Below are 17,740 nucleotides of genomic sequence, written 5' to 3' on the forward strand. Positions count from 1 at the left end.
CCATGGTGCCATCCCTGGAGCCGCTCCGGGCGATGGACCCGTGAGGTACCCACGAACCCTGCCCGCGCACTAGGGTTGGGGCAACGGACCCCGGTAGGGCTCCGCGAACACTGTCCTCGATCCCAAGGAGGGTCCATGGCTGCCGCCAAGAAGTCGCGCAACCGGGTGTTGTTCCAGGCCATCGCCGGTACGGCCATCCTCGCTGGCGTTGTCAGCGGTGTACGGATGTTCATGGCGCGAGGCGAGATCGTCGACGAGCCCGCTCCCCGTCCCCCGCGGATCGCCGACTACGACGACGAGCCGTTCCCCGGGGCGGTGTCCTGAGATGACGCAGCTCCTGCCGCGATTCCCGCTCGAGGAGTTCGATCGCGGGTTCTTCGACACCGCGCCCACGCGCGCGTCGTTCACCTCCGACATCCCCGTCGATATCGACGAGATGTGGGCGGCCCTCAATGGTGATTCGCCGTTGTCCTGGTGCACGCTCGTCAAGGATGGCGCCTACCTCACCGAGCGGCCGTTCGGCCTGGGCACGCGCCGCCGCATCACACTCATGCCGGGCCTGGTCACCGTTGAGGAACGCTACTTCCATTGGGAGGAGGAACCCGGCAAGCGCTACGAGAACGCTTTCTCCGTGGTGTCCTCCACCGCCCCGGGGCTGCGCCGGTTCGGCGAGTACACCCGGCTCGAGGCCATCCCGTCGGGCACGCGCTTCACCTGGCGCTTCGCCATCGAGGGCCAGCTACTCCTCGCGCCAGGGCTCAAGCTGGCCGGGCCCGCGCTCAAGGCCGCGTTCGGCTCGCTCGTCAAGGACACGGAGAAGTATTTCCGCCGCTAGTCCTTCGCGAGGACCTCGTCGAGCGCCGCACGGATCCGACGGGGCCGTGGATCATCGAGCATGGCGACGCCGAGCTGGTTCATGACATAGCCGAAGCCGATGCCGGCCGTGGGATCGGCGTAGCCGAACGAGCCACCGATGCCTGTTGTGCCGAACGCGCGGCCGTCGCCCTCCGTCGGACCGGGGGGACGGCCGAAGGGGAAGGTCGGGTGCGGCTTGCGGAAGCCCAGGTGGTACCGGCTGGGGACGTTCAGCACCATGTCATGATCCGGAATCGCGCCCGGGACCGACGGCGCGGCGAGCTCCGCGCGCAGTTCGTCCGAGATCATCTCGCTCGCGCCCGGCGTGGCCGCATCGGAATATAGCGCCGCGATCGCGCGCGCTGTCGCCACCGCGTTCGAGGACGGCATCTCCGGGGCCAGGAAGCTCGCGCGGCTCGCGTGCTGCGGCAGGCCGACCCGCGGGTTGGCCAATGCCTCGGCCGCGATGCGCGGCTGCTTGAGCGCCGCGTGCCGGGCGATATCGAGCACCATGCGCCACGGGATGTCGCGCGCGTTGTCCACGAGGACTCCGCGAGTGGTGCCGCGCAGCACGGCGAGCTCCTCCGTTCCGATAGAGCGCTGGCCGGGGGTTCCTGCACCATCGCTGCCTGTGCTGCCGACCGCTGCGCTGCCGACCGCTGCGCTGCCGACCGCTGTGCCGATGCTCACGAGCAGGCCCCGCGGTCCCGCGATCTCCTCGGCGAGGTACTGCCCGATCGTGCGGTGCCCCGGATCGGCCCGGCGGAATAGCTCGTTGAGGTAGAAGCCAAGCGAGGTCGGATGATAGCCATGCCGCGTGCCGGGCTCCCACCGTGGCTGCTCCGCGGCGAGGATCCCAGCGAGGGCATCGAGATCATGCAGGTCGGCGGTGCGCAGGGGCGCGCTGATCACCGGGAGCCCCGCCTGGTGGTCGAGGAGCTGCCGCAGCGTCACGGATCGCTTGCCGTGCTGCCCGAACTCGGGCCACCACTCCGTCACCGCGGTGTCGTAGTCGAGGACGCCGCGGCTCACCGCGCTAGCGATGACGAGAGCGGTGATGCCCTTGGTGGTCGAGAACACCGGGGCACGGGTGTCCCGCTGCCAGGGCAGCCCGCGGCCGAGGTCCCGGTAGCCCGCCCACACGTCGACGACAGGCTTGCCATGCTCGTAGATGGCCAGCGCCGCACCGATCTCGTGATGGTGGGTGAAGTTGCGCGTGAATGCCTCAACGACGGGCGCGAACCGCTCATCGGCATGCCCGTGGACGGTGAGTTCCTCGCCTGTTCTGCTCGACAACACGGACAACACGCTACCGCGCCGCGCCGTGGCTGCCGCGGATTCGCTGCGCGCCCTGCGGCTAGTTCAAATACGAGTCCCCGATATTGGGCGTATAGATCGTGCGCGCGATCACCCACGGCGCGGCGAAGGCCTCGCTGAGGTAGCTCACGATGGCCGGCGAGACCATGCGGACATTGCCGCGCAACGTGGTGGGCGACTCGATGTCGTGGAGCTGGGTGTCCGGGATGTCCCCGGCGAGACGATCCGAGTCCGCCGCGGCATGCAACGGATCCCGGCGTGATCTCAAGACAAGGACGGGCACCGAGATGCGGCGCCGCTCGCGCCGGGGCGGAGCGATGCGGCCCAGCATGAGGCCCTGCATCATGGCTGCCTGCTCGGTCCGGGAGGCGGACAGGAAATCCCACCACAACCGGGTGGCCAGCGACTCGGCAGGGAGGACTCCAGCGAAGCGCCGCGCCAGCCAGAACAACACGTGGCCACGCGAGAGGACCTCGTGGGCGATGGTCAGGATCGGTGCGAGGCGAAGCGCGCCACGGTCGAGCAAGGGGGCTTCCACGATGATCCCGACAGTGCGGTTCGGCTCGAGGACAGCAGCCTCGAGCGCCGCGCTCGCGCCGATGGAGGTTCCGCCGAAGACGGCGACCTCGCCGCCTAGCGCATCGAGCAGGCCGACCATCCGGCGTCCGAGCGCCTCGGCGCTGTAGTCGTCCGGATCGCCCGGCTCGTGCTTCGCGGCCAGCACGTTGTTGACGCATACGACGTGGAAGCCGCGGCGCGCGAGCTCCTGCGCCAAGGGCTCGTGCATGCGACGGGAGAGCATCAATGACGGCGCGAGGATGACCAGCCGGCCCCCCGCCCCGAACTCGGTAATGCCTACGCGCTTGCCGTCGATGACGACGTAGCCCTCGCGCCGGCGTGCGTGACTGCGCTGCACAGGGCTTTCCAACTGAGGCATTCGTTCCGCGCTAACCGGACCTCACCCCCTCGCTAGGACGGACGTGGCACGCACGATGATCACACGGCTCACGACCACGCTATAGCTGCTCGGCTCGATCCTCGCGGGCGCGATCTGTTCACGAGGTCCAGCACTTCCGTGATCCACATCACATTACCGCACGGGCTGATCGAGCCTGCCAGAATGCAGCATACAGCTGCGGGCAGGCAAGCGGTCACCACCGGTGACCACCCCGGCGAAACAGCCTCTTGCAGGGACGATCCCGTGACATCTGCGTGAAATTCCGTTCCGCCGGGCGTGTCCGGTTACCACGCGGGCAGGCAACCGGGCAGTATTGCGGGCATGACCGATCAAGCAATGACGTCCACTCGGCCACGGTGGTCGGCAGCCGAGGCGGCGCGACGCTGCAACGTGGGGCGCGCCACGATCCAGCGTGCTCTCGATGGCGGCAAGCTGCCCGGAGCGGTCAAGACCGAGGACGGCTGGCAGATCCCCCTCGAGGACCTGCTCGCCGCCGGGTTCAAGCCGGACCGTCCGGCTCCCCCCGAGGACGCGCCAGCCAAGGCCGAGGCAGCCCGCGGCTCCGACAAGCCCGAGGTCCCCGAGCTCGCGAAGCTCGAGGGCCGGGTCAAGGAGCTCGAGACCGAGCTCCTCTCGATCAAGTCCCGGGCCGAGAGCGAGGCGGCTCTGCGCGCGGCGGCGGAGATCCTTGCCCAGGAGCGCCTCGACCGAGTCTCTGACCTGCGCACCGCGCTGCGCATGCTCGAGGCGGCCAAGCCCGTCGGCACCAGCGATGCAGCCGCCCCAGCCGCCTCTCCGGCCGCGGGCACGCAGCAGCGCAGCCGCCCGCCGCGGCGCCGCACGCTCCGGGAATGGTGGGACGACCGGCGACACGAGCCCCCTGCCGGGAACGGCGCCGCGACGTCCCGGATCGTGGTCGAGGACCAAGCCTGAACCTTCTGGCACCACGCGCTCGGTCGGCGCGCGGAGTGAGCCACGGCACTCAATGAGCCGACCCGGGCATGCGCGATTGCCGCGCGAGCCGGCTACACTCGGTTTCAGAAGCTGGGAACGGACTGGCAGTCCGCCCGGCTCGCGTCGTAGACGGCTTCCTCTCTCCCCCCTGCCCCGCGAGCACGCGGAATCCCAGCGGGTCGACGATTCTTCATACGGCGAACGGATGCGCTCAGTGGCGTGTTCGCCCACAGCACCCTGCCCGCCCCCGCGCCACAGCATCGAGACGATGGCTGACGCGGCTTGGAGCGAGGCCGGGGCCCGATGCCGGAAAGGCACCATGAGCACCACTACATTCACCGATCTTGGCGTGCCCGCGAACATTTGCAAGGCACTGGCCAATGACGGCAAGACCTCCGCGTTCCCGATCCAGATCGATACGCTCGCCGATTCGCTGGGCGGTCGCGACATCCTCGGGCGCGGACGCACGGGATCCGGCAAGACCCTCGCGTTTGCCATCCCCCTGGTCGCACGGATCGCCGATGCGCCTCAGATCCGCCCCTCCATGCCGCGCGGCCTGGTCCTCGCCCCCACCCGCGAGCTCGCTACGCAGATCGCCGCCGTCATCACTCCGCTCGCCGCCTCTAGCGGCATGCGGGTCACCACCGTCTTCGGCGGCGTTCCACAGTCCAAGCAGGTCAACGCACTGAAGCGCGGCGCGCACATCGTCGTCGCATGCCCGGGCCGGCTCGAGGACCTCATGAAGCAACGCCTCATCTCGCTCGACGAGGTCAAGGTCACCGTCCTCGACGAGGCTGATCACATGGCTGACCTCGGGTTCCTGCCCGGCGTGCGCCGGATCCTCTCCGCTACCCCCCGCAACGGGCAGCGGTTGTTCTTCTCGGCCACTCTCGACAATGGCATCGACAGCCTCGCCAAGCAGTTCCTGAACAGCCCCATGATGCACTCCGTCGACGAGGAGCACTCCCCCGTAGCCGCGATGACGCACCACATCTTCGAGGTTGATAACGCGAGCTCCAAGCGCGACCTCATCTCCGAGCTCGCCAGTGGCACGGGCCGGCGAATCCTGTTCATGCGTACCAAGCATCACGCGAAGCGACTGGCGCGCCAGCTGAGCGAGAACGGCATCCCCGCGGTCGATCTCCACGGCAACCTCTCCCAGGCCCAGCGCGACCGGAACCTCGCTGCGTTCGGCAAGGGCAACGTTCGGGTCCTCGTGGCCACGGATGTCGCGGCGCGCGGCGTGCACGTCGACGATGTCGAGCTTGTCGTCCATGTCGATCCGCCCGTCGAGCACAAGGCCTACCTGCACCGCTCGGGCCGTACCGCTCGCGCCGGCAAGCAGGGCGACGTCGTGACAATCGTGCTGCCCGAGCAGCGCTCGGATCTGCGCAAGCTGCTCCGCAAGGCGGAGATCGCGGCCAAGCCGATCCGTGTCACCCCCGGTGACGCGTCGGTCAACGCGCTCGTCGGCGACAAGGCCGCCATCGTGCCGATGGTGATCCGCACCGAGCCGGAGCGCGCCCCGCGCCAGGCCCACGGCCGACCGAGCCATGGCCCGTCGCGACAGGGCGGGTCCGGCCGCGGTGGCGCGAGCCGTGGCGGAGCAGGACGGGGAAGGTCCGCCAACCCCGCGCACAACAATGGCGCGAGCCCGCGTCGTGGCGGGCCGGCCCGGACAGGCCACAGGAGCCCCGTCGGCGCCGCACCGCGCCGCGATAGCCGCTAGCTAGGGCTCAAGAACCCAGCGGCTCGAGGATGAACGGCTAGCGATCGCGGCCCCCATCCTCGAGCCGCTTCTTCATGCGCGCGAGCGAGATCTCGATATTTCGGGCGTTGAACTCGGCGAACGAGTCCTTCCCCGTGAGCATGGGATCAACGATGCGGCATAGCGAATCGGGCCACGCTCGGCGATCATCCGTCCAGGTCTCAGTGATCCGCGTGCCGCCGTCAGTGGCCTCGAGCTCGAAGTCCCAGGTCGCAACCGGGACCCTGAGCAACGGCAGCCCCACTCCCCAGCGGCGGACCTTGAACCGGAAGCGTTGCCCGGCAACAGCATGCGTCACCGTGCACCGGGTTATCCACCGGAATGGCCCGCGCTTGTTCGTGCCATCGAACTCGTCGCCCTCGCGCAGCGGTCCCGAGCCGCGCGCTCGCAGGCTCGCGCCGGTGTTCTCCGGGCTCCATTCCCCTGTCCGCGTGGGGTCACTGATCAGCGAGTATGCCAGTTCGGGCGGAGCCTGGACGGTCGTGGATCTGGAGACGGACCATTGCCGGGTGGTTTCCATTCCTCCAGCATGGCAGGGCATGGTTCCACGTGAAACAGCGCGGCCGATCTCAGGAGGCTCGCCTCCCGCGCGGGAGGGGCGCTGAGATCGCGCGGAGGCTCGGCGTCAAGAGGCCAACGAGCCGGTCGGGGGATGCCGACCGCAACGGCTCCACCCCGATCACGTAGCGGCCGAAGATGATGCCGATGATGATCGTGAGGGTGGCACCGGCGCGCTCGGTCGCCGCCGTGCCTCCAAAATATTCAACGAGCTGACTGACGATCTCGCGCTCGATGTATTCCCGGAACGCCTGCAGCACTTCGGGATGCCGCATCCCCGTCGCCACGAGCTGCATGAGCGAGCGTTGAACATCGGGGGCCTCCCAGGCGCGGACGACCAGCGCAGCGAGCCGCTCGGGCGCGGTCGCGGGGTCACCAGCGAGCGCCTTCTCCAGCACCATCGAAGGCCCCAGGGAGAGCGCCATCGCGCGAGCGAACAGTTCCTTCTTCGACCCGAAGTGGTACGCGATCAGGGCAGGATCACAACCAGCCTGCCCGGCGATCATGCGCAGCGTCGCTCCGTTGTAGCCGCGGGCCGCGAACAGATCGCGCGCCGCCGCCAGGAGGCGGTCCCGGCCGTCATCATCACCCGTGCGGGGACGGCCTCGCCCTTTATTCATCACTGTTGAGCCTAGCAGTGGTCCTCCCCCACGCTCATGGTGACCAGCACGGACCAGAGGAGGCACTGTGAGGCATTCGCAGGCGACGGTAGAAGCGACAGGCGTCACGGTGGAGTTCGCCCGTGGACGCAGCAAGCAGGCCCCGTTCCGGGCCCTCGACAACGTTGATCTTGAAGCGCGCCCCGGCGAGGTGACGTGCCTGCTCGGGCCCAACGGATCCGGCAAGACCACGCTGATGAACGTCCTGACCGGACTGCTCGCACCGAGCTCGGGGCACCTGCGGGTGCTCGGCCTCGACCCGGCCACGCAGCGCCGCGAGCTCCTGCGCCGGATCGCGCTCGTGCCCCAGGAGACCTCGCTCTACCCGGAGCTGACCGCGCGCGAGAACCTCGTGTTCCATGCTCGCTACTACGGGATGCCCGTTCGCGACCAGCGCGCGCGCATCGAGGAGACGCTTGATCTGGTGCAGCTCGGCAGCCGCGCCAGCGATCGGGCCGGAACCTTCTCCGGCGGCATGCAGCGCAGGCTCGCGCTCGGCAAGGCACTGATGATGAAGCCCGATCTCCTCCTGCTCGACGAGCCGACGCTCGGCGTGGACGTGCAATCCCGCGAGGCCATCTGGCAACGCATCGAGGAGGTGGCCGAGGAAGGACGCGCGGTCCTGCTGACCACGAACTACATGGAGGAGGCGCAGCGGCTCGGTGATCACATCACCATCATCGACCGGGGCGCGAACGTCGTTCGCGGCAGCCTCACCGAGCTCACCTCGCAGCTCCCGGAGACCAAGCGGGCCGAGGTGCCACCGGTCAGCCTGCAAGACGTCTTCCTGCACTTCACCGGTAGCGGACTACGGAACTGAGGCGCCCATCATGAATGCGGCAATCGCTCTTGCCAGAAAAGACCTGCTCATCACGCGCCGCGCGCCGCTCCTCGCGCTGATCAGCATCCTCGTGCCGGTCGCGTTCACCTTCCTCTACGCGATCGTCATCCACGTCTCGACGACCGCCACTATCGCTATCGCCGATGAGGACGGCACGCCGCGCTCGGCGGAATTCATCGAGGTGATGGAGGAGATGCGCAACAGCGACGGCAACTACTACGAGATCCTCACCACCGACCCAGGCCGGGCCGTCGAGATGTACGAGGCCAGGGACGTGGGCGCGATGCTGACGATTCCCGCGGGATTCGCGCAAGCAGTGGATACCGGCGACAGCCCGGCTGTAACGCTATCGCTGATCAACATCGACGCCGACGGCACGAAGAACCAGCACCTGCGCATCGAGGAAGCTCTCCGGCAGTTCCAGCAGGAACAGCCCGGCGCGCCGCCCAGCCAGTTGAGCATCACCGAGACAACGATCCTCGATCACGACATCCCGGTCACGCTGTACCTCGGCTCGGCCCTGATCATCTTCGCGGTGCTGTATGCCGGCATCGTCAATATCGGCGTCGGCATCGCCCGGGAGTGGGAAGAACGCACAGCTAAGGGTCTGGTGCTCTCGCCGAGCGGCCGACTGTCGCTCATCGCGGGCAAATGGGCGGCCGGCGCGGTGACCTCCCTCATCACGATCGCGGCAACGCTGGCCGGAATCAGCTGGGTGCTGGACTACCCGTTGGCACAGCTCGGCTGGAGATCCGCGGGCGTGCTCGCGATCATCTGGATATACGGAGCCGCCCTGGGCACCCTCCTCGGGGTCGCGCTGCGCAGATCGCTGCCGCTGGTCCCGATCGCCGTCATTATCGCTGTCACGCACTTCCTGGTCAGCGGATACGAATCCTACATCCGGGGATTCGCGCACGGCGGCGTCATCGAGCCGCTCTGGGCCGCGACCCACTGGATCCCGCTCGCGCCATTGTTCGACATCCTGCGCTTCGAGGTCGCTTCGCTCCCGCAGCCCGGCAATGCCGCGGCGGGCGTGTTCGGAAGCCTTCTCCTCGCTGCCGCGCTTGTCGCCCTCGCCGCCTGGCGGCTCACCCGTGCACTCCGCTTCACCCAAGGACAATGATGATGACTGCCCTACGCGCGCTCGCCGCCATGATCACCCGCAACCTGCGCATCGCCCTGCGCCGCCCCGAGCTGCTCGTGCAGACGATGGCCGTTCCTGTCGTTGTCGTCGCCCTGGCCTCGGTTATCTTCGGGGCGAGCAACGCCTGGCCGATCGCTGTCGTCGATCAGGCCAGCAGCACCGAGTCACGCCAGTTCGCCCAGGCCATCAACGCTACCCAGGGCCCGACCGGCCCCTACTTCGACATCATCGAGACCGATGGGACCGACGCGGCCGAACTGCTCGAGGACGGCAGGCTGCACCTGGTGATCACGATCCCACCCGGGTTCGAGGACACCGGGATCGTCGAGATAGCGACCTACAACATCAACACCGACGCCATGAAGAACGTCCGGCTGCGCGTGACCACGGCCGCGAACCTGTACGACAGCGCCACCAGCGCGGACCAGATCGTGGCGCTCATCGACAAGGAGAGAGCGGAGGACGTGCCACGCACGGCGTTCATGGGTGGATCAGCGATCATCCTCGCCCTGCTCCTGGGCGCCGCGTTGATCTCGGCGAACCTCTACGCCATCGACAGCGAGCATCGCACGGAGAAGGAGATCGCCCTCACTCCCCTGGGGAGCTACATCGCGGGACTGGGCGCGGCAGCAGCGGGGTGGATCCTGGCCTTCGTGGCTGCGGTCCCCACCGTGCTCGTGGCGCTGGCCTTCGGGACACGAGCAGGACCTGGGGAAATAGTGCAGACCGCCGTCATCGTCCTGCCTGCCATCGCAGCAGCGGCCGGGGTGGGCGTGCTGATCGCGGTGCGCCTGCGAACCCACCGCGTCATCCAGCCGGTGCTGATCCTGCTGGCGCTCGGCAGCTACTTCGCCAGTGGTGGATTCATCTCGGTATCGGCCCTGCCGCCGCTCGCCCGCGCGCTCAACACCTGGTGGCCACCGTCGTATGTGTTCGAATGGTCGAATCCGCTGCTGCATGGCTTCGAGAGCGGGCCCACCCTCGTCGCGGTGGCGTCGGTGTCGCTCGCGGCAGTCCTCGGAATAGGGCTCGCGGCCGCCGCCGCGCAGCAAGCCAGTCGGCGCAATGTCGCGCATGGTCAGTGAGAAGCCACCAGGCATGCGCCCCGGGTCGATCGATCTACTGATCGGTGCGTAAGCAACAGAACAAGGCTCGAACCTTTGGCGAAAGGTTCGAGCCTTGTTCTGTGGGTGGAGCCAAGGGGAATCGAACCCCTAACCCCCGCCTTGCAAAGGCGGTGCTCTACCAATTGAGCTATGGCCCCGGAGATCATGCCTCTGGGTGGCACTACTTCAGATTGTGCCACACCTCGGCTGGATAGCCGGCGTCACGGGACTCGAGGTATCGCATGGCTGCAACGCCAAGAGCGATTCCCAATCCGGCTGTGGCAAGGATCCTGAGCAACTTCATGCTGCATGACCTTACCGGAGTGGGCCTAGGAGGACTTGAACCTCCGACCTCTTCCTTATCAGGGAAGCGCTCTAACCGCCTGAGCTATAGGCCCGTGAACCGAGAAGCGACATTACCCTACCGAGGAGAGATGATGCAAAACAGCAGGTAGTGGCGTTCTCGGTTGTCTACTAGTCGCGATCAGCCAGCGTCACTTCCACTCCGCCCACGAGGTCCGCGGTGAGGTTGTAGATGAACGACGCCAGCGTGAGCAATGCGGTGAGCAAGATCATATTGATGAACCCGATCGCTGCGGCCCAGCCAAAGATCTGGCTCGCGCTGATGATCTCCCCGGTCGCGCCCTCGTTCAGCATGTCGGTGAACGCGCTGTTCAGCCGTTCCCACACATTCATGAAGTCCAGGACGAGGTAGAGCATCCCCACCGCGATCATCCAGACGAGGAATAGCACGAGCGAGATGATCGACGAGAGCTTCAGGGTGGACCATGGGTCGATCTCGCGGATCTGCACGCTGGCCCGCAGTCCCGCTTGCGCCTGCTTCGCCGTCATCGTGACCGGCGACCGGCGCGTCGGGGGTGCTGGGGCAGGCCCCGCCTTCTTGGCCGGCTCGGGGCTCGCCGTTGATTGCCCCGTCCCGGCGCTGCCGGTTTCAGGGCTCTTGCTGGAGGCTGCCACCTAGGACTCCTCTGTCTTGGTCTCGATCTCTTCTGGCTCGTCCGCGTACCGGGCGATGGCGAGGAGGCTGTCGCCTTCCCCGAGGTTCATCAGGCGCACGCCCTTGGTCTGGCGACCTGCCTTGCGCACCTGGCTCGCTGCGGTACGAATCACTCCTCCCCCGGAGGTTATCGCATACAGCTCGTCCTTCATGTCCACGATCTCCGCGCCGACCAGATTGCCGCGGCGCGGATCGTACATAAGGGTCAGCACGCCCTTGCCGCCACGGTTCTGCACGGGGTACTCGTCGAGCGGGGTCCGCTTCGCGTATCCACCGGAAGTTCCCACGAGCAGGAACATGTTGTCCTGCACGACATTGAGCGAAAGCAGCTCATCCTCGGCATTGAACCGCATGCCTTGCACGCCCGAGGTGGCCCGGCCCATGGGACGCAAGGCGTCATTGGTGGCGGAGAACCTGATCGCCTGGCCGAGCTTGGACACGAGGATGAGGTCTTCTTCGGCGGAGCACAGCACCGCTCCGACGAGCTCGTCGCTCTCGCGGAGGTTGACCGCGACGATGCCGCCACTGCGGTTGGAGTCAAAATCCTCGAGGCGGGACTTCTTGACCAGGCCGTTCTTCGTGGCGAGCACGAGGTACGGAGCATCCTGGTAGCTCTTGATCGCGATGACCTGGGCGATCTTCTCGCCCGGCTGGAACGCGAGGAGGTTGGCGACGTGCTGCCCCCGGGCGGTCCTGCTCATCTCGGGAAGCTCGTAGGCCTTGACCCGGTACACGCGTCCAAGGTTGGTGAAGAACAGGATCCAGTCATGGGTGGAGGTGACGAAGAAGTGGCGGACCATGTCGTCCTGCTTCAGGTCCGCGCCCTTGACGCCCTTGCCACCACGCCGCTGGCTCCGGTAGAGATCGGTCTTGGTGCGCTTGGCGTAGCCGGTCTCGGTGATGGTGACCACCACGAACTCGCGAGCGATCAGGTCCTCGTCGGACACCTCGCCGCTACCCGCGATGATCTTGGTGCGTCGCTCGTCGCCGAACTTCTCCACGACCTCAGCGAGCTCATCCTTGACGATCTGCCTCTGCCGCTCGGGCCGCGCGAGGATGTCCTTGAGGTCCGCGATCTCGATCTCGATCTCGGCGAGCTCATCGACGATCTTCTGGCGCTCGAGCGCCGCGAGCCGCCGGAGCTGCATCGCGAGGATCGCATCGGCCTGGATCTCGTCGACGTCGAGGAGGTCCATGAGCCCCTCGCGAGCGATATCCACCGTCGGTGAGCGACGGATGAGCGCGATCACCTCATCGAGCGCATCAAGAGCCTTGACCAGTCCGCGCAGGATGTGCGCGCGCTCCTCGGCCTTCTTGAGCAGGTACTCGGTCCTGCGCCGGATGACGATGATCTGGTGATCGACGTAGAAGCGCACCATCTGGTCGAGGCGGAGGGTGCGGGGCACGCCATCAACGATGGAGAGCATGTTCGCGCCGAAGCTCGTCTGCAGCTGCGTGTGCTTGTAGAGGTTGTTCAGGACTACCTTGGCCACCGCGTCGCGCTTGACGGTGACAACGATGCGCAGCCCGACACGGTCGGACGATTCATCGTGGATGTCCGCTACTCCACCGATCCTGCCGTCCTTGACCTGGTCGGCGATCCCGTTGATGAAGTTATCCGTATTGACCTGGTAGGGCAGCTCGGTGATGACGATGGTGGTGCGGCCGCGGCTGTCCTCCTCGATCTCGGTAACGCCACGCATCTTGATCGAGCCACGGCCGGTGGTGTAGGCATCCTGGATTCCCTGGGTGCCAACGATCAAGCCCGACGTGGGGAAATCCGGGCCCTTGATGCGTTCCATGACCGCTTCGAGGGTGGCTTCCTCGTCGGCCTCGTGGTTGTCGAGGCACCAGACGATGGCTTCCGCGACCTCGCGGAGGTTATGCGGCGGGATGTTGGTGGCCATGCCGACCGCGATGCCGCCCGAGCCGTTCATCAGCAGGTTGGGCACCCGGGCGGGCAGGACTACGGGCTCCTGCGACTTGCCGTCATAGTTCGGGATGAAATCGACGGTGTTCTTCTCGATGTCCCGGAGCATCTCCATCGCGAGCGGCGTGAGCTTGCACTCGGTGTAGCGCATCGCGGCGGCGCCATCGTTGCCGCGGCTGCCGAAGTTGCCCTGTCCGTCGACGAGGGGGTAGCGCATCGACCAGGGCTGCGCCATGCGCACCAGCGTGTCGTAGATCGCCGAGTCGCCGTGGGGGTGGAAGTTGCCCATCGTGTCCGACACCGGCCGGGCGGACTTGACGTAGCTTCGCTCGGGGCGATACCCGTTGTCGTGCATGGCGTACAGGATGCGGCGATGCACGGGCTTGAGCCCGTCCCGGACCTCGGGTAGCGCGCGCCCCACGATCACGCTCATCGCGTAGTCGATGTAGCTGCGCTGCATTTCCTGCTGAATATCAACAGGCTCGATGCGATCGCCGGCGCCGCCCTCGGGCGGCAACGTGGTGTCCGTCATCAGATCCTTCTTTGTCTCCGTGCACAAGGTGGCAGCCTGCGTTCAGCCTGGCACCCGGCCTATGGTGTCTACCCTATCGATGCGTTCCGCGCGCGGACGGGAGGCGCTGCGGCCTCATCGCGCTATACGTCGAGGAACCGGACATCCTTTGCGTTGCGGGTGATGAAGCTGCGCCGGGCCGCGACATCCTCGCCCATGAGGATCGAGAACAGCTCGTCCGCGGCCGCCGCGTCGTCGAGGGTGACCTGGCGCAGGACCCGGACGGACGGATCCATCGTGGTTTCCCAGAGCTCCTTCGGGTTCATCTCGCCGAGGCCCTTGTAGCGCTGGATGCCGTCATCCTTGTTGATCTTCTTGCCGGACGCGAGCCCGGCCTCGAGCAGGCCGTCGCGCTCCCGGTCGGAGTACGCGAAATCAGGCTCAGCGCGCTGCCACTTCAGCTTGTACAGCGGTGGCTGCGCGAGATACACGTGACCGTGCTCGACGAGTGGCCGCATGAAGCGGAAGAGCAACGTGAGCAGCAACGTGGCGATGTGCTGGCCATCCACATCGGCATCGGCCATCAGGACGATCTTGTGGTAGCGCAGCTTGGCCAGGTCGAACTCATCGTGGATGCCGGTACCGAACGCCGTGATGATCGACTGGACCTCGTTGTTCTTGAGGACCTTGTCGATGCGGGCTTTCTCGACATTGATGATCTTGCCGCGGATAGGCAGGATCGCCTGGTACATGGAATCGCGGCCGGACTTCGCCGAGCCGCCGGCCGAGTCGCCCTCCACGATGTAGATCTCGGACTTCGCGGGTTCCTTGGACCGGCAGTCGGCGAGCTTGCCCGGCAATCCACCAAGATCGGTGGCGCTCTTGCGCCGGACGAGCTCGCGCGCCTTGCGCGCAGCCATGCGCGCTTGGGCGGAGGAAACCGCCTTGGTGACAATGATCTTGGATTCCGCGGGGTTCGACTCGAACCAGTGCGCCAGGTGCTCGTTGCAGGTCTTCTGGACGAACGACCGGACCTCGGTATTGCCCAGCTTCGTCTTGGTCTGGCCCTCGAACTGTGGCTCCCCCACCTTGACGCTGACGATGGCGGCCAGGCCCTCGCGGATGTCGTCGCCGGTGAGGTTGCCTTCCTTCTCCTTGAGGAGCTTCTTGTCGCGCGCGTACTTGTTGACAACGCCGGTCAGCGCCGCGCGGAAGCCTTCCTCGTGCGTGCCGCCCTCGTGGGTGTTGATCGTGTTGGCGAAGGTATGGACGTATTCGGAGTACCCGTTGTTCCATTGCATCGCGATCTCGAGCTCATGGCCCGAGCCCTGCGCGCTGAATCCGACAACGCTGCTGTGGATCGGCTGCTTCGTGCGGTTGAGGTGCTTGACGAAGTCCTCGAGGCCACCGGGATAGTGGTAGACACGCTTCTTGACCTTGTGCTCGACGGCGGGCTTGCCAGCCTCGTCCTCGTGGTGGCGGACCGGCTCGGCGGTATCGCTAACGACCTCGTCGACTACCTCGGCATCGGAGACCCGCTCGTCAGCCAGGCTGATAGTCAGGCCCTTGTTGAGGAAGGCCATCTCCTGCAGCCGGCGGGAGACCGTCTCGAAGTTGTACTCGGTGGTCTCGAAGATCCCCGGATCGGCCCAGAAGGTCACGACGGTGCCCCGGCGATCGGGAGGCTCCCCCTTCACCAGCTCGCCGGGCACTGAATAGTTGTACTGCTGCGTCCAATGGTGCCCGTCCCGGTCGATCTCGACCTCGACCCGCGTCGAGAGAGCGTTGACCACGGAGATGCCCACGCCGTGGAGTCCACTGGAGACCGCGTAGGAATCGGAATCGAACTTGCCACCGGCGTGGAGCTGCGTCATGACGACCTCGACGGTGGGGCGCCCCATCGCATGCATCTGCACAGGAATGCCGCGGCCATCGTCGCGAACCTCGACGCCACCGTCCGCGAGCAGGCGCACGCTCACCTCGCTGGCGTAGCCTGCCATCGCTTCATCGACGGAGTTATCCACCACCTCCCAGATCAAATGGTGCAGGCCGCGCTCACCGGTCGAGCCGATGTACATGCCTGGGCGCTTTCGAACGGCCTCGAGGCCCTCGAGCACCGTGATCGAGGAAGCGTCGTAGTTTCCCTCTGTGCCGCGTGTCTTTCCTGATTTTTGAGCAGCCACGGTCAGGTAGCTCTCCTTCTACAGAGTCAGCACCGTCCCGCGAGCGGGCCGGTCGGGAATAGCGGGTGATCAGTCCTTCATCTTAGTCGTCGCCAGCACGTTGCCGCTGCATCGTGGCTCGGCGCGGTGCGCGACCTGCAAAGTTGTCTAGCCAAACGTGTCCCGTGGGCCACGGCCCTGGACATGCCGCTTGCCCTTGCGCCAGTCCGCGACCGCAGGCCCATGGATCCGCAAGGTCGTTACCACACCATGCCCCACGGACGCCGCGATCCGGGCCAGCACCTGCGACTGCATGTATCGCAATTGCGTTGCCCAGGCGGTCGATACAGCCTCGATGCTGAGCACACCGTTCTCGAGCCGCACGGGAGTCGCATGCTCGGCGATATCGGGGCCGACGATTCGCGCCCAGTGGCCGATCACCGAACCACCGGAGATCGGTCCCGACCATCCACGCTGCTTCGCGATCTGGTTGGCCAGGGAGCCGAGCGCCTGGGGATCCCGGGAGTCGGGCCGCGGCGAGGACCACCCGCCCCTTCTCATCGGCCGCGCGGACCGGGACCGCGTCGACCGCACCGGAACAGGCGCTCCCCCGCCCTGGGCGGAGCGCGCGCGGACCCGGGCCAGCGCCTTGCCCACCATGTCCATGCCCCGCGACGGGCCCTCGTGATCGCTACCGGTGCTATCCGATGCCATCCCTTGCCCCTTCGCCCTGTTGCTCGCCGATCGCTTCTTCATGGCCCTGATCCTCCAGTACCGGTGATCGCTGGATCTCGGATACTCGCTGGCCCAGGCTATCGGGCTGGTCCGACAGGATCGCCCGCACGCCGACCATCCGCCCCCTGAGGGAGTCTGGGACGTCCTCGCGCACCGCAGCGGTGACGAGCACCTGCTCGCTCTCGAGCGCGATCGCCACGAGCGCTTCGCGACGCCTCCGGTCGAGCTCGGCGAACACGTCATCAAGCAAGAGGATCGGCTCCGACCCCTCGTCACGCAGCATCGCGAGGGAGGCCAGTCGCAGGGCGAGCGCTGTGGACCAGCTCTCGCCATGGCTCGCGTATCCCTTCACGGGTTGATCGCCCAGCATCAGTTCGAGATCGTCGCGGTGCGGGCCGACAAGACAGACCCCCCGCTCGATCTCTTTGTCACGCATGGCCGGCAATTGCGCAAGGAACAGATTCTCGATCGACTCCGCGGAAAGCGAGCAAGCATCCTCGGGCATATCAGTGAGCGAACAACGGTAGCGCATTCGCGCCGGCCTGGATTCCGGCGCGAGGCCGGCATAGGCGCGCATGAACAAGGGATCGAGCCGCCGGGCCATGCTAAAACGCTCCTGGAGATACTCCGCGCCGGCCCGAGCAAGATGCTTGTCCCAGGTCTCCAATGTCAATGCGGCATTCTCATCAATCCTGCGCGAGCGCGCACCATGGCTGATTGACTTCAGAAGCGCTGAACGTTGCCGAACGATCTTCTCGTATTCCGACCGCACTGCCGCGTATCTCGGGCGCAAGGACACCATGAGTTCATCGATGTAGCGCCGGCGCTCCGCGGGATCACCCTTGACGATCGATAAATCCTCGGGCGCGAACATCACGGTGTGCACAATTCCCAGTGTTTCCGCGGGCCGGCGCGCCGGCGAACGGTTGATCCAGGCCTTGTTTGTCTTTCCTGGCCGCAATCCCAGATCGATCGCCAGTTCCCGGCCGACATTCACTGCGATCCCGGATATGTGCGCCTCGCTAGTGCCTTGCCGGATCAGCGCTTGGTCGGTCGGTGCACGATGCGATCCCAGAATTGACAGGTAACGCACCGCTTCCAGGATGTTGGTCTTGCCTTGCCCATTCCGTCCTACAAAAACCGTGCATCCTGGCTCGAGAGCGATATCAAGCTCTCGCCAGGACCTGAAGTCCCGCAGGGCGAGCCGACGCAGGAACACGATAT

General features: G+C 66.4%; 16 protein-coding genes and 2 tRNA genes. 7 read left to right on the forward strand and 11 right to left on the reverse strand.

All coding sequences use genetic code 11. The annotated features are described in order from the left end of the window. The first annotated feature begins 135 nt into the window (after positions 1–135). Positions 136–324, forward strand: coding sequence for a hypothetical protein (locus HT102_RS10935; RefSeq protein WP_192039470.1), 189 nt, complete (start codon positions 136–138; stop codon positions 322–324). Position 325: 1 nt separating this feature from the next. Next, entirely contained in the window at positions 326–835 is a 510-nt protein-coding gene (locus tag HT102_RS10940; RefSeq protein ID WP_192039471.1) for an SRPBCC family protein, read from the forward strand. Here HT102_RS10940 and HT102_RS10945 read toward each other — a convergent pair. Next, positions 832–2,154: a serine hydrolase domain-containing protein gene (locus HT102_RS10945; protein WP_333473393.1), complete on the reverse strand. Its 1,323-nt coding sequence runs from the start codon at positions 2,152–2,154 to the stop codon at positions 832–834. The two genes, HT102_RS10940 and HT102_RS10945, sit on opposite strands and share 4 nt — an antisense overlap. 58 nt (positions 2,155–2,212) lie before the next feature. Continuing rightward, positions 2,213–3,088, reverse strand: a complete 876-nt coding sequence (locus HT102_RS10950; RefSeq protein ID WP_192039472.1) for an alpha/beta fold hydrolase — start codon at positions 3,086–3,088, stop codon at positions 2,213–2,215. 363 nt (positions 3,089–3,451) lie between these two features. Between HT102_RS10950 and HT102_RS10955 the strand changes: the two genes are divergently transcribed. Both HT102_RS10955 and HT102_RS10960 read left to right on the forward strand, forming a co-directional pair. Next, complete coding sequence (locus HT102_RS10955; RefSeq protein ID WP_192039473.1) at positions 3,452–4,063, forward strand: helix-turn-helix domain-containing protein; 612 nt, start codon at positions 3,452–3,454, stop codon at positions 4,061–4,063. 340 nt (positions 4,064–4,403) lie between these two features. After that, complete coding sequence (locus HT102_RS10960; protein ID WP_225443546.1) at positions 4,404–5,813, forward strand: DEAD/DEAH box helicase; 1,410 nt, start codon at positions 4,404–4,406, stop codon at positions 5,811–5,813. 37 nt (positions 5,814–5,850) lie between these two features. Here the strand turns inward: HT102_RS10960 and HT102_RS10965 are convergent, their stop codons facing one another. Next, entirely contained in the window at positions 5,851–6,372 is a 522-nt protein-coding gene (locus HT102_RS10965) for an SRPBCC family protein (RefSeq protein ID WP_192039475.1), read from the reverse strand. A 49-nt stretch (positions 6,373–6,421) separates the two neighbouring features. Then, on the reverse strand, positions 6,422–7,030 hold the full coding sequence (locus tag HT102_RS10970) for a TetR/AcrR family transcriptional regulator (RefSeq protein ID WP_192039476.1): 609 nt from the start codon (positions 7,028–7,030) through the stop codon (positions 6,422–6,424). 67 nt (positions 7,031–7,097) lie between these two features. Between HT102_RS10970 and HT102_RS10975 the strand changes: the two genes are divergently transcribed. Genes HT102_RS10975 through HT102_RS10985 form a run of 3 tightly spaced genes read left to right on the forward strand, consistent with a single transcriptional unit; the run spans position 7,098 to position 10,139 of the window. After that, a complete protein-coding gene (locus HT102_RS10975) occupies positions 7,098–7,889 on the forward strand; it encodes an ABC transporter ATP-binding protein (protein WP_192039477.1) in 792 nt (263 codons plus the stop codon). A 10-nt stretch (positions 7,890–7,899) separates the two neighbouring features. After that, a complete protein-coding gene (locus tag HT102_RS10980; RefSeq protein WP_192039478.1) occupies positions 7,900–9,033 on the forward strand; it encodes an ABC transporter permease in 1,134 nt (377 codons plus the stop codon). Between the two features lie 2 nt (positions 9,034–9,035). Continuing rightward, positions 9,036–10,139: an ABC transporter permease gene (locus tag HT102_RS10985; RefSeq protein WP_192039479.1), complete on the forward strand. Its 1,104-nt coding sequence runs from the start codon at positions 9,036–9,038 to the stop codon at positions 10,137–10,139. A 106-nt stretch (positions 10,140–10,245) separates the two neighbouring features. Here HT102_RS10985 and HT102_RS10990 read toward each other — a convergent pair. From HT102_RS10990 to recF, 7 genes are all read right to left on the reverse strand, one after another. Further along, positions 10,246–10,318: transfer RNA gene (locus HT102_RS10990), tRNA-Ala, on the reverse strand. A 166-nt stretch (positions 10,319–10,484) separates the two neighbouring features. After that, positions 10,485–10,558: transfer RNA gene (locus HT102_RS10995), tRNA-Ile, on the reverse strand. Positions 10,559–10,634: 76 nt separating this feature from the next. Beyond that, complete coding sequence (locus HT102_RS11000) at positions 10,635–11,138, reverse strand: DUF3566 domain-containing protein (RefSeq protein ID WP_333473394.1); 504 nt, start codon at positions 11,136–11,138, stop codon at positions 10,635–10,637. Beyond that, positions 11,139–13,640, reverse strand: coding sequence for a DNA gyrase subunit A (gene gyrA / locus HT102_RS11005; RefSeq protein ID WP_192039480.1), 2,502 nt, complete (start codon positions 13,638–13,640; stop codon positions 11,139–11,141). Between the two features lie 122 nt (positions 13,641–13,762). Then, positions 13,763–15,802, reverse strand: a complete 2,040-nt coding sequence (gene gyrB / locus HT102_RS11010; RefSeq protein ID WP_192039481.1) for a DNA topoisomerase (ATP-hydrolyzing) subunit B — start codon at positions 15,800–15,802, stop codon at positions 13,763–13,765. Positions 15,803–15,949: 147 nt separating this feature from the next. Then, entirely contained in the window at positions 15,950–16,495 is a 546-nt protein-coding gene (locus HT102_RS11015) for a DciA family protein (RefSeq protein WP_192039482.1), read from the reverse strand. Beyond that, positions 16,482–17,735 carry a DNA replication/repair protein RecF gene (recF, locus tag HT102_RS11020; RefSeq protein WP_192039483.1) on the reverse strand — a complete coding sequence of 418 codons (1,254 nt, stop codon included), beginning with the start codon at positions 17,733–17,735 and terminating at the stop codon, positions 16,482–16,484. The genes HT102_RS11015 and recF overlap by 14 nt, the downstream gene beginning before the upstream one ends. Positions 17,736–17,740: the final 5 nt, after the last annotated feature.

The organism is Lolliginicoccus lacisalsi (assembly GCF_014841105.1).
GTDB lineage: Bacteria > Actinomycetota > Actinomycetes > Mycobacteriales > Mycobacteriaceae > Lolliginicoccus > Lolliginicoccus lacisalsi.

Coding starts and splice junctions, on each gene's coding strand:
- HT102_RS10935 (WP_192039470.1), top strand. CDS start 136: ATGGCTGCCGCCAAGAAGTCGCGCAACCGGGTGTTGTTCCAGGCCATC.
- HT102_RS10940 (WP_192039471.1), top strand. CDS start 326: ATGACGCAGCTCCTGCCGCGATTCCCGCTCGAGGAGTTCGATCGCGGG.
- HT102_RS10955 (WP_192039473.1), top strand. CDS start 3,452: ATGACCGATCAAGCAATGACGTCCACTCGGCCACGGTGGTCGGCAGCC.
- HT102_RS10960 (WP_225443546.1), top strand. CDS start 4,404: ATGAGCACCACTACATTCACCGATCTTGGCGTGCCCGCGAACATTTGC.
- HT102_RS10965 (WP_192039475.1), bottom strand. CDS start 6,372: ATGGAAACCACCCGGCAATGGTCCGTCTCCAGATCCACGACCGTCCAG.
- HT102_RS10970 (WP_192039476.1), bottom strand. CDS start 7,030: ATGAATAAAGGGCGAGGCCGTCCCCGCACGGGTGATGATGACGGCCGG.
- HT102_RS10980 (WP_192039478.1), top strand. CDS start 7,900: ATGAATGCGGCAATCGCTCTTGCCAGAAAAGACCTGCTCATCACGCGC.
- HT102_RS10985 (WP_192039479.1), top strand. CDS start 9,036: ATGACTGCCCTACGCGCGCTCGCCGCCATGATCACCCGCAACCTGCGC.
- gyrA (WP_192039480.1), bottom strand. CDS start 13,640: ATGACGGACACCACGTTGCCGCCCGAGGGCGGCGCCGGCGATCGCATC.
- HT102_RS11015 (WP_192039482.1), bottom strand. CDS start 16,495: ATGGCATCGGATAGCACCGGTAGCGATCACGAGGGCCCGTCGCGGGGC.